We start from the raw sequence: 11,717 nt of genomic DNA on the forward strand, positions 1-11,717 counted from the left end.
AGTTTTGTCTCGCTTAATTTGACAAATAATATAAATAAAAATAATAGGAACGCAAAAAAAGCGAATAGCAGTGCTAATCGCCAATCCAATGAAATTGATTTCCTATTTTTTGCTTTTTTCTGTAGTTTTAAATCTTCTTTACTGAATGAAACTCGTTCACCATACACTAAAAAACGGTGTGAGTTGACACCTTTTGGTGTGCAGGTCATTAACGTGATCCTATCTTGGTCTTTTTCAGGCACGAGATAATCTAAATAATTTTTTTGTAATTCTTCTGCTTTAACTTCTTCAATTCGATAAATTTGATAGGCACGTTGTTCTTCATTTACCTTAATAAAGAATTTTTGCCCTTTTTTTACTGAAGGCAAATCATCGAAAAGATTATCTTTATAAAGTCCACTGTGCCCCGCGATTAAAAGATTTTTACCGTTTCCTCCTGTAATATCGCCAGTTCCTTCCGTAATCCCTACACCATTCTCTAAAATTTTGTCGGAAGTTCCGTCATAAATTGGTAGTTTTAAAGAAATACTTGGAATTGTAAGAACACCCACTGGATCACCTAACTCTATCTTCGCAACATCCAAAGAAAAATCTGTTTTTTCAAGATTTTCAATGGCTAAAATTCTTTGCTTTTGTTGAAATTTAGCTACATTTGTTTCCACAACTGGAATTAAATAGACTGCTACTGCCGACAGCAACCAAAAAAATATCATCAGTTTGTGCATGACTCTTCTTTTTGGCGGCTTACGAATAATCATTAGCTGGTCCTCTAGGCTTTCTTCTTAAAGTAAACAACTGCAGAAAGTGCCGTTGCACCTAGCAACAAGCAAGAGACCAATACATAAGTTTGGAAACCATTGCTACCTGTTAATGGAATAGCTGCTTTTTGATTATTTTTAACAGTGATTCTATTTTCCTCTTTAAATGAGTTTTTGTTTACTTTAAATACAATATCTTCTGTTAATTTTTGGTAACCAGTTGGTGCTTTTGTTTCTTCCAGTGAATATTCACCTTCAGCTAAACCTGCGATTTCAAAATGACCCTCTTTGTCTGATTTTAGGATTTCTGCATTTGCTACATCGTCCACCCATACTGCTTCTTTGACACCGTCTTTATCCGTATCAACTAATCCACCCTGACACTCCACACGACTAAAGTCATGGGGTTCTTAGGTAATACACCCAAACGGGCGCAAATTTACTAAGCTATCCCCGAAAGTCCTTCGGTTCTAATGTTTATACTAGCGTTGATATCTCTGTCATGATTTGTTCCGCAATTGCTACAAGTCCATTCTCTAATATCTAACTCTTTCTTACCGTCATTATGACCACAAGAAGAACATATTTGCGAGCTAGGGTAAAAACGGTCGATTTTTACTAACGTTCGACGTTTCCATTCACACTTGTATGTTAATTGCCTTACAAATTCACTCCAAGATACGTCTGCTATTGATTTAGCTAATTTATGATTTCTAACCATGCCTGTTACATTCAAGTCCTCAATACAAATGATTTGGTTCTCATCAGTTATACGAGAAGACAGTTTGTGTAAAAAGTCATTTCGTTGGTTAAAAATCTTTTCATGGATACGTACCACTTTCACTCTTTGCTTTTGGTAGTTTTTGCACTCTTCTAATTTACGATTATGCTTCTTTGCTACTTCTAAGCGTCTTGAAAGTTTACGTTGCTCTACCACTAAGCGTTTTTCTAATGATCGATAGAATCTCTCGTTTCCTATCTTCTCACCTGCGGAAGTTATGCAGAAATGAGTAAGACCCAAATCTAAACCAATGGATTCCGTCACAGGATCTTTTTGGAAGTTTTCAGTATCGACTAAAAAAGTTGCAAAATATTTTTCTGTTTTTGACTGGCTGATTGTCACATTCATTAATTTACCATTGAAACGCAACGTTTCAGCCATTTTTACCCAGCCAACCTTGGATACATAAAAGTAGTTTCTATTCACCTTTATACCCATAGCTGTTCGATAGGACTTTTTGGAATACTTCTTACTTTTGAATTTAGGAAATCCAAAAGTAGAGTTGAACGTATTTTTAAATGCTTTATTTAGATCCATGGCTACTTGGCTAAGTGGTTGAGCTTCAACTTCTTTTAACCAAGCGTATTCTTCCATTTTTTTCAATGAAGCATACGTTGTCTTATCTTCTTTGTAATCGGCATTTTCTTTTTTCTTCTTGTAATTCGTTATACGTTGATCTAGTAGAAAGTTCCAATAGAAACGAACGCATCCGAATGTTTTTTGAAATTGAATTTCTTGCCGACAGTTGGGGTAAATCCTGATTTTATGAGCCTTTTTCATTTCTGCACACCTCCTTAACGCAATCAATATCTTGTTCTTTGGTTCTCAACATATCGCTTGATAATTTCGCTAGATACATTTCCTGCGGTTGAAACAAAGTATGAACGTGTCCAAACACTTGGCATTTTACTTAAGTGTTCAAACTCTTGCCGGATTATTCTAGATGTCTTACCTTTTATTATCTTCATGATTTTAGAAGGAGAATACGTAGGCTGAACATTTATTAATAAATGACAATGATCTTTATTTGTTTCTATTGCAATGATGTTCCACTCGTTTTCCTTTGCTATTTCTTGAACGAGTGCTTTAAATCTAGCATCTACTTCAGAATTAACGAATATTTTCCGACGATACCTTGGGCAAAAAACAAAGTGGTAATTGACTAACGATACAGTTGTCTTTGAGTGTCTGTATTCGTTATCCATACCTTAATTTTAGGTTAAGCCATGTACTAAATCAATGTTAATATACACAAAAGAATGAAGAATTTTTTATGTGGAGTTTGTTCACATAGGTTCGCTACTTCCTATGCAGTTCTCTGATGAACTTCTGACACTTTCGTGCCAGCACAGACTATATCTTATCCGTTGGCTTTACCCAGTACGGCGAAACCACTTCCACACGCTTGTGTGTACTTCCCTCAAGAGGAATAGTCGTTGAACGTTACTCTGCTCGAGTCTTCGCTGCAGATTGCCCATTGTCGCAACACTTAGGATTTAACCATATGCTATCGAGTAAATTTTTTCTGCTTTCGCCACGGTCACGTTTGCCTATTTCAAGACTACGTTGTCGTTTTACTCGCTTTAGGGGTTCCCTGCAATTCAGTTTCTTTGTTGGGATATATGAGATTTTATATATTCCACTAAGCACAAGTTTCCCTATGCTCTTACAGTACAGTGCGGGCTATCATCCACACAGTTAAAACCGTGGGTTTTCTCGCCCGCAAAAGCTATAAGTTCGTCTCAGCTGTTCAAAGTTTTTCATTGAACCTAACAAACAAGCTTTCTCTTTTCTTGTTAACTGCATATCATTGATATATTGCGCGACAGATAATCTTTTAAGGTGTTTTTGCTTCATCGTTTTTAGTAACTTTTCTTCCATTTCTTTCGACACTTTTTTTCTGTTTTCGATTTCTTCATAATTCATGAGTTTTCCTACCTTCCTTGTTTTTTGCAAAAATAAAAAAGCCTATGATCACATACGCTCTACACTTCAGTCTTGGGTTATCTTTTTCTTTCGTTTAATTACTGGCCGTGCTGGTTTCAAATCCTTGATTCCATTATGGGTTCTCCAATAATCGAATTCTTTTCGCAATCTTTCTTTTTCCATATCTGTTCCTTTAGATAAGGCTTTGAATACTTCTTTAGGTGAATAACCACGAGCTAACAGCTGTACATACCTTCCTTTTGTCAAAGTATCCATATCCATCGCCTCTAAAACTGGTCGCGCCATCTACTATTCCTCCTAAATAAATTCCTTACTCAATGCCTAAGGTAATACTACCTTTTTATTAATCGTCGTGACTCCTTCTAAGCCTTTATCTGTAAAATTTATTCCTCCAATTTTTATTCTTCTTTATCCGCTACAAAGTCAATGATTTCAACACTGACAATATAATCACTCAAATATGACCAGGTATCTTCTACAGACAATTCGTCTCCTTTGTCGTTCGTAAGCGTCATTTTAAACCACTCATCGCCTTCATCATCTTCAGGTAGCAAGCCGAATCCAATTGGATTATCAGTCAATGTTTAATCGTATAAATCATCCTCGTCTAATGCTAAAACATCTAATCCTTTACAATTTCCGCCTCTTCTAAACGTCACAAATCCTTTGTAATCCCAACGTTGGAAAGAAACCTTAATAGTATGTGTGCCCAATCGTATATTCGGATCATAATTTTTCATTTGTCATTCCTCCATTACGTAAATTTCATTTTCTCTATGTTTTATATCAATTTTTTCACTTTATTCAGGACTTGTTCATATTTTATCGTTTTTCGTTTACTTAAAAATACATAAAAAATTTCGACTCGTTTATGGCGTCCGAAACGAGAAACCCTAGTAGACAGCGGTAAATGCTCGATTGATCCAATAATCAACGTCCTCGCAAGTATCTACATGTACCGCAGCACACGACACAATTTCTTGTGCGTCCTCCCCATTACGAGAAGACCTACTCCTTATTCCATGAGTTTGCGTCAAAGTCTAGATCCCTTAGTAGCTGCTCATGATTAATCTAGACGCTATTCTAACTTGTCTAACTTCTAAATTCCCTCTTGTTTACTCTGCGCTTATTATTTACACAAATTCATTTCACCACTATCCAAACAAGCGCATTTACTCGATTGACCAATTTTTTACGTTACCAATCGTTAAAACCTACCCCGTCACTCCCCGAAGGGAATTGTTGATAGATCAAGTCTACTCCTTATTTTTCTAGTGACTCTAAGTTCCTTTAGAAGTCTCGACAATATTTTCAAGCAAACGAAAAACGATAAAATACAAGTTATGAGAATGATCAATTCAGCCGATCAAACGCCCCATCCCTTTTGCGGTACAACGCAAGACTCCATTTTTTCTTCGACCAATCAGTACACCGTTTTGGTCATAAACATGTTTGATTGTTGGATATAGCTCTTTTAAGGGGATAGGATCTTTTAAAATTATTTGCTTTTGTTTCCCAATGTAATAAATCATTTCCTCTGAGACTTTGTCTTTCTGGATTATATATTTCTTACACTGCACAACGGTTTTACTTTGGCCAGTTGATAGTTTCTTCGTGATTTTCTCTGTAGCGGTACACCGTTTACCGTAGTGACAAATATCTTTGAGACTCAAAATTCCTGTATATGACATAAAATAAACCACCCAATTTCTTTAAATATTTTTAACAAGTTTTTCTTGTTATTTTTCAAAAATAGAGAATTGATTTTCGTTCATGACAAACAAAAAAGAGGGAACCCATCCAAACATGCGTTCCCTCTAATTTCAGCGTTCGTCATACGGCAAAGAGCCACACGGACATTTTTATAACATTATGCTTAGGCATAGATTCATCGTAATATCACGTATTTTTAACCTTAACACAGCCAAAAAAAGTGGTATCACTTTTGAATATCTGTTATACTAAATCCGTTGCGGGTAATACCGTAACACTGAAAGGTTAACGCATTAAGGGCCAAATCTTAATGCCGTGTATGAACGCTGACGAAGATTACCAGCCTTCCGAGTTCATACCGCCTTTCTTTTTTTGTATTTTCAATTGTCAAAATTTATCGTCCAAAAGTGCAGAACGAAAATCAATTCATCACAGGCATAGCAGACAATTAAATTTAAAACAACTAAATTTATACAAAAAAATGTAAGCGAATAATATTCGTATTGCCTGAAAAGAAGTAATATCAAGATTTTTAGCTTGTTTAAATAATGAAATTATCTCTCTTCGAGTATTATTATAACTCAAAAAAAAGGAGTATGCAAACATACGTTCCCTTTTTTATATTTGAAATTAATTATTTCTTTTAACACTTATGACGTAAAAGGCTACGTTTGTGATTTTTATCATAATATTTTAACTTATAAATTCTATTAAAATAGCTATTATTTTGTAATATTCGTAATATAATTAGAATATTACAAAATTTTTAATTTTAATGTTACTCCATGAAGCAACAATCACTTTGTCAGTAAAGTTTCACTCTAACCAGTCTTTCGTAATAGTGCTTGGGGAGCTTTCAGAATTCAAACGTTTTTCACTTGATACTTTAGCAGCTATTGGTTTTTCGATAAACCAATTTTTTACATATACAAAAATCAGGTTCTGGATATTTTCGACTTTTTCGGTTTTTAATTTTTGATAGGCTTTTAACAGTGTCGTGTATAATTCTTGTTCTGCATTGACATAATAACTATCGAGTTCTTCAAAAACTATCGAAATACCACTTTCTATTTCAGCTTTTTTCTTTGCATTATGAATAGTCTGGACGGTTTTTTGAGCTTCACTGTAACTTGAAGAAAATGTTTTTATCAAATTTAATACTCGTTCAGGGACAAACGTAGCAATGCTGTCGTTTGTCATAATTGTCTCAAAATTGTCTAACAACAATTGATCTTGTAGGCGGTCTTTTTCAGTGTCTATATTGTGTCTATTAGTGTCTAATATATTATTATTAAGTTCTGGTATGATTTTCATACCCTCTGATTTATCAACGTTTTGGCACGGTATGATTTTCATACCCTCTTGAGCCCCAAGGGATTCAGCGTCTGACTTTTCGTCGAGGGTGGGTATGATTTTCATACCCTCTGATTTATCAACGTTTTCTCTATTCTCTCTATCAAATTTTTCGAGTAAGTAGATATCATTTTCTGAGACTTTTAATTCTGCTAGATATAGTCTATTAGGATTATTTTTCCCTAACTGTTTGTTAAATCCCATCTGCTTTTGTAATAATAAACCAAAGGATTCCAACTCTTTTTTGATTGCTATCGCTTTTTGTTTTTGGCAGTTTAATACGCTACATAGTTCATTTGTCGTATAAGTAAAATAAACATTACCTTCTTCATCGATTTGCCGTTTGCTGATTGCGATCTCTAATCTTGCTTTTAAAAGCATATAGGCAATCTTAGTTGAATCTTTCATTTTTTTGTATTCGTCAGAAACAATAAAGACTTTTGGAAATTGATAAAATAATTCGTTGTAAACTCTATCCGCCTTAAAAAAATTAAAATCAGTCATTGTAGATCCTCTACTTTCACGTTGTTTTATTTATGTAAAATTACCTACTCTTTTCGAAAATAGCAAAGATAAATAAAAAATGCAAACGCATTAAAACTTTTTTTTAATTAAATACTACCTAAAATAAGAAATAAAATGAATTATGTACTACCTTTAAAGTCATTAAGAACTACTTTAAATAAATATTATTTATAATTAAATACTACCAGAAGAACGTATGAATAAAATTTAGTTTTAAAATTAAGGATAATTAAGTACTACCAGTGTCAAAACAAAAAATAAATTAAGAACTACCTTATGCATATAAAACATACTACCATTACTAGTAATATATACTACCTTATTTCAGTAGTATATATTATATTATTCTTATAAGACAAGGCTTTAGGCTAGAAAACAATAGATTATATACTACTAAAAAATACAATAAGTACTACCAATGTTAGATATATATAATAATTATGTACTACCTTTAAAATTAACTTATTTAATAAGATACTACTGTGTTAATCTGAAAAAAATTACTTTAAAGTAGTTACATACTACCTGTTAAATTAGATACTACCATTAATACTTAAATTAGATACTACCTATATTTATATTAAGTACTACCGTTCTAGGAATAAGATAATAAAAAAATACTACCAAATTGCAATTAAATACTACTTAAAATGTAAAAAATAAGAACTACCCAAATTAGGTAGTTCTTAATAAGAGAATATCAGATAAATTTGTAAAAGTCATAAAAAAATTAATCTTAAATTTTTAAATATATATACTTGTTAATTATAAACTACTTTATTTAGGTAGTACATAATTAACAGATAAAACTACATGCTTGTAGTTTGTCTAGCTAATGAGTTGCATATGATTTATATAAAGATGTGCAGCATAACTTAGTTGAAGTTAAGAGAATAGAATAAATATTTTTTGTTTTGCTAATAATTAAACACTACCTAAATATGGTAGTGTTTAATTATATAATATTCATTTTGTTACAAATAATCGTATTATAAAAGCATAACAATTGGGATAACTATTTTTTAGATTATTTAAGTACTACTTAAATTAGGTAGTACTTAAATTTTGGTTTAAGGTAGTAGGTAATTAAGATATGATATATATCTTCTTTTATAATAGAAGGGGAGAGGCCTAGTTAAAAGCAGCGACAATTAATAACAATGTATTTAATGCTTCACAAAATCCATTTGGTGGACAATGCATTGTTATTAGCGATGATCTACCGTTCTAAGTAGTTTTTTCTATTGGTTGCATTCGTGACTAATTATGGTATAATTATGAGTAACAAAGAGGTATTTCATTATATCACCAAACCCCATCAGCGTGCAGGCTGATGGGGTTTTTTTTACGTTTCTATATTATAGAATTAACGGGTAGGCTTACTGTCTTTTTTGGCAATTTTGCAATCAAGCCATTTGCAGAGGTAACTGCACACTACATCTGCAAGTGGCTTGATTGCAAAAACAAAATCAAAAAGGCATTTCATTATATCTCCTCCTCCCCTTGCCAGATTAGGCCGGGGTAGCAGACAGCAAAACTATTATAACATAACTGAAATACCTAAATGACATATACAGATATGATAATTGATGTATTGATTTTTCTAACAAAAGCACATATTTTAATATATACTACCTATTTTAGGTAGTATATATTTTTAGATACAATATCGATCAGTTTTGAGGAAATGAAATTCTAGATATTTTTTGCTACATAGAGTTACTTTCAATATTTTTTAACGTAATTAGGCAGAAGTCACTCATCCTCTATAGGTTTGTGATGAAATTGCCATTGATCCATTTAAGTAAGAGCAAAAAACTGGAGGTTTATCAGGTAATTGGTCTAATGGATTTAAGTATGCGGTCACCGTGTATAGAGTTGCTTATGAGATTCAAGAAAATAAAGTTATTCCAGTATTGCTATATGGAACACATAACAATTTTTATGAATTAGCCGAGAACACTCGCAACTTTATTCGTGTAGATGAATCGGCTTCGGTTGAGTTATAACTTTAGCTATATCAATCAACCGACCGACATATGTTAAATCTATATATAATAAAAATACCTACTTAAATGGATGTTAACGGAAGTGTATGGTGAGTAGTTCACTCGTATTTTGATATCGTTTGTACATGTTTTCAGCGTTCTAAGTGGCTTATTTTGTCCAATAATAATATGGAGTGGAATCCCTTAAGAAACACCGTTGGCAATTGTTGTTATAACATGTTATAATTTATTTATCAAAAACTAAAAGGAGTGTGATAACATGGGAAAAGAACTAAAGGTTAGAAAGATCGGCAATAGCGTGGGAGTGATCCTTCCAAGTTCTCTTGGATTAAAAAGCGGAGACACTATCCAAGCCAAACAAGAAGGCAACTTATTCATATTAGATACTACTCAAATAGCAAAAGAACACGATCGCAAATTGATTGAAGAAAGTTTCCAAGACTTTGAGAAAGGTTTAACAGTTTCAGAAATTGAAATGGTAAAAGCTTTCGGAAAATACGGCTGGAGTGAATAGATGAAAGAGTACACGCTAGTTTATTCTAAAAGTTTCCAGACCAGCCTTGAAACGATAATAGAAGAATGGGAAAATGAGCTTGCTCTTTCTCCAGCCAGCATAAAAAGATTTGTAGGTGCGATCCAGAAGGCTTTAGAACTAACCAAAAATTTTCCAACTATGCATGAGGAAGTTTCCGAAATCTATGGAATGGATATCCCAACATATCGGATCGTGATCGGCAAAAGCTATGCCTTATTTTATCGGATCGACCATGAAAAAAAAGAGATACTTGTAGGACGTATTTTCCAATCTAAACAAATGAAACTAGGCTTGTAACAATAATTAGGCAAAAGTCGCTCATCCTCTACAGGTGGGTGATTAATGCCGCTCGATATGGTTGTTAACCGTCGGTTACTCGAAGATTGATATATAAGACTTAGTACCTTTTTATTTTGCTCCATGTTATGGCCGAAGGTCTAAAGATACAATCATTAGTCTAGAGAAAAATTAAGAAACGTAGGAACTACGGAGATCGCTTGGTGAATAAGAGACACTGCTATTAGTGAAAAAATAAGATATCAAGTACGCTCTATTCCCAAAAATTTCGTGACTTTACTCATGAGAGGTTCAAGTAGTATATTTTTAATCAAAATTGACGTAACTTTTAATAAATACTACCTAAATAAGGTAGTATTTATTTTTGTGTTTTAAAAGAGGACGTCCAATATATCTATGGGAAACTTCTTAAATATTATGTTGGTACATGAAAATATACATCCCTGCTAGACTATTTACAACATTTTACTTTGTACGTATTCTTGTTTTAAAAGGAATGGGATAAAATATAGGTACAATAATGGTGTTAGTATCAAATCTTAGACAGCTTTTCGTAGAGACAAGAATAAATTAAACTTATCTACGAGAGGATGAATTTTTATGACCCGATATGAAGAAAATTTTAAACAAATGATCGTTGAACTGAATCAAACTGGACGTTCTGTTCGAGGGTTAGCGAAAGAATATGGCTTATCTGAAGCAACGATTTACAAATGGAAGAATTTATATTTACCTGATCAGTCCACAGGACTGACTGGAAAAGAAGTAGCTGAACTGAGAAAAGAAAATGCTCGTTTAAATGAGGAACTTGAAATCTTAAAAAAAGCCGCAGCCATATTCTCTCGGAAAACCTAAATTCGCTTGTTCAATTTATTGAAAAATGGTGTAAGGATTACACTGTTTCTTTGTTGTGTCGGTTATTAGAAATCCCTAGAAGTGTCTATTATTTTTATAAGAATAAACCGTTGACAGCTACAGAAATCAGAAATAATAAGTTGAAAAAGAAGATTTCAACAATTTTTTTTACGAATAAACAACGCTATGGTGCCACAAAGATCCATCAAGTTTTATTAAAATAAGGGATTTCAGTATCTCTTAAACATGTCCAAAAGCTAATGAAACAATTAAATTTAAGGTCGATTGTAGTTAAAAAATATAGACCTCAAAGGTCTAATAAACCGATCATTTCAAAAGAGAATCTCTTAAATCAGGACTTTTCTACTGAAACGATCTGTGAGAAATGGGCAGCTGACATTACGTACATTCCTACTAAGAAAAATGGTTGGTGTTACTTATCTTCAATCATGGATTTACACACGAAAAAAATTATTAGTTATACATTTTCAAAACGAATGACTGTGGATTGTGTCATTCAAACATTGAATAAAGCAAAAATACATTATCACATTCCAGAAGGAATGATTCTACACACTGACTTGGGCAGCCAATACACAGCAAGAGAAGTGGAACAATGGCTTAAAACCAACAAAATAAGGCATTCTTATAGTAGAAAAGGAACACCTTATGATAATGCTGGAATCGAATCTTTCCATGCCTCATTGAAAAAAGAAGAAGTCTACACGACTAGCTACTCAGATTTTGAAGAAGCAAATCGAGCGCTATTTAGCTACATTGAAGGATTTTATAACCGAAATCGAATCCATAGCTCGATTCACTATCTAACCCCACAGGAATTTGAAGAATTAGCAAAAGAAAAAATGGCTTAACCGTCTCTACTAAAATGTGTCCAAGATATTGACTCAAATCCATTCTACTTGCAATGAAGCCAAAACGACAAA

The 11,717-nt window shown here is 33.0% G+C and carries 9 protein-coding genes and 5 pseudogenes; 5 read left to right on the top strand and 9 right to left on the bottom strand.

Annotated elements, in window-relative coordinates:
* From HMPREF2731_RS02850 to HMPREF2731_RS02885, 9 genes and pseudogenes are all read right to left on the bottom strand, one after another.
* Positions 1-758: class C sortase (locus tag HMPREF2731_RS02850; protein WP_070872283.1), on the bottom strand; the 758-nt coding region annotated here is incomplete at its 3' end.
* 11 nt (positions 759-769) lie between these two features.
* Positions 770-1,135: pseudogene (locus HMPREF2731_RS02855) on the bottom strand (prealbumin-like fold domain-containing protein); the annotation flags it as partial.
* Positions 1,136-1,200: 65 nt separating this feature from the next.
* Positions 1,201-2,319, bottom strand: coding sequence for an RNA-guided endonuclease TnpB family protein (locus tag HMPREF2731_RS02860; RefSeq protein WP_024636001.1), 1,119 nt, complete (start codon positions 2,317-2,319; stop codon positions 1,201-1,203).
* 23 nt (positions 2,320-2,342) lie between these two features.
* Positions 2,343-2,744: an IS200/IS605 family transposase gene (tnpA, locus tag HMPREF2731_RS14090; protein WP_024636002.1), complete on the bottom strand. Its 402-nt coding sequence runs from the start codon at positions 2,742-2,744 to the stop codon at positions 2,343-2,345.
* Positions 2,745-3,237: 493 nt separating this feature from the next.
* The gene (locus HMPREF2731_RS02865; RefSeq protein ID WP_024636003.1) at positions 3,238-3,465 is read right to left on the bottom strand and encodes a hypothetical protein; all 228 of its coding nucleotides are present in this window, start codon (positions 3,463-3,465) and stop codon (positions 3,238-3,240) included.
* A gap of 66 nt (positions 3,466-3,531) precedes the next feature.
* Positions 3,532-3,771, bottom strand: coding sequence for a hypothetical protein (locus HMPREF2731_RS02870; RefSeq protein WP_002295673.1), 240 nt, complete (start codon positions 3,769-3,771; stop codon positions 3,532-3,534).
* A 113-nt stretch (positions 3,772-3,884) separates the two neighbouring features.
* Positions 3,885-4,226 (bottom strand): annotated as a pseudogene (locus tag HMPREF2731_RS14995) (DUF5406 family protein).
* Between the two features lie 618 nt (positions 4,227-4,844).
* A complete protein-coding gene (traE, locus tag HMPREF2731_RS02880) occupies positions 4,845-5,177 on the bottom strand; it encodes a type IV conjugative transfer system protein TraE (RefSeq protein ID WP_002323647.1) in 333 nt (110 codons plus the stop codon).
* An 838-nt stretch (positions 5,178-6,015) separates the two neighbouring features.
* Entirely contained in the window at positions 6,016-7,056 is a 1,041-nt protein-coding gene (locus HMPREF2731_RS02885; RefSeq protein WP_002322487.1) for a replication initiator protein A, read from the bottom strand.
* 1,165 nt (positions 7,057-8,221) lie between these two features.
* Here HMPREF2731_RS02885 and HMPREF2731_RS14810 point away from each other — a divergent pair.
* The 5 genes and pseudogenes from HMPREF2731_RS14810 to HMPREF2731_RS02905 form a co-directional block, all read left to right on the top strand.
* Positions 8,222-8,308: pseudogene (locus tag HMPREF2731_RS14810) on the top strand (single-stranded DNA-binding protein); the annotation flags it as partial.
* A gap of 553 nt (positions 8,309-8,861) precedes the next feature.
* A pseudogene (locus HMPREF2731_RS15465) lies at positions 8,862-9,086 on the top strand (type II toxin-antitoxin system RelE/ParE family toxin).
* Between the two features lie 259 nt (positions 9,087-9,345).
* Positions 9,346-9,600, top strand: coding sequence for an AbrB/MazE/SpoVT family DNA-binding domain-containing protein (locus tag HMPREF2731_RS02890; protein WP_002290397.1), 255 nt, complete (start codon positions 9,346-9,348; stop codon positions 9,598-9,600).
* Positions 9,601-9,918 (top strand): type II toxin-antitoxin system RelE/ParE family toxin, encoded by a 318-nt coding sequence (locus tag HMPREF2731_RS02895; protein WP_002341346.1) that lies wholly within the window; start codon positions 9,601-9,603, stop codon positions 9,916-9,918.
* Positions 9,919-10,518: 600 nt separating this feature from the next.
* Positions 10,519-11,645: pseudogene (locus HMPREF2731_RS02905) on the top strand (IS3 family transposase).
* Positions 11,646-11,717: the final 72 nt, after the last annotated feature.

Origin of the sequence: Enterococcus sp. HMSC072F02 (genome assembly GCF_001837725.1) — a bacterium.
Lineage (GTDB): Bacteria > Bacillota > Bacilli > Lactobacillales > Enterococcaceae > Enterococcus_B > Enterococcus_B lactis.

What these genes read in the sequence shown, in the direction of transcription:
- HMPREF2731_RS02860 (WP_024636001.1), bottom strand. Translation starts at nt 2,319, where the DNA reads ATGAAAAAGGCTCATAAAATCAGGATTTACCCCAACTGTCGGCAAGAA.
- tnpA (WP_024636002.1), bottom strand. Translation starts at nt 2,744, where the DNA reads ATGGATAACGAATACAGACACTCAAAGACAACTGTATCGTTAGTCAAT.
- HMPREF2731_RS02865 (WP_024636003.1), bottom strand. Translation starts at nt 3,465, where the DNA reads ATGAATTATGAAGAAATCGAAAACAGAAAAAAAGTGTCGAAAGAAATG.
- HMPREF2731_RS02870 (WP_002295673.1), bottom strand. Translation starts at nt 3,771, where the DNA reads ATGGCGCGACCAGTTTTAGAGGCGATGGATATGGATACTTTGACAAAA.
- traE (WP_002323647.1), bottom strand. Translation starts at nt 5,177, where the DNA reads ATGTCATATACAGGAATTTTGAGTCTCAAAGATATTTGTCACTACGGT.
- HMPREF2731_RS02885 (WP_002322487.1), bottom strand. Translation starts at nt 7,056, where the DNA reads ATGACTGATTTTAATTTTTTTAAGGCGGATAGAGTTTACAACGAATTA.
- HMPREF2731_RS02890 (WP_002290397.1), top strand. Translation starts at nt 9,346, where the DNA reads ATGGGAAAAGAACTAAAGGTTAGAAAGATCGGCAATAGCGTGGGAGTG.
- HMPREF2731_RS02895 (WP_002341346.1), top strand. Translation starts at nt 9,601, where the DNA reads ATGAAAGAGTACACGCTAGTTTATTCTAAAAGTTTCCAGACCAGCCTT.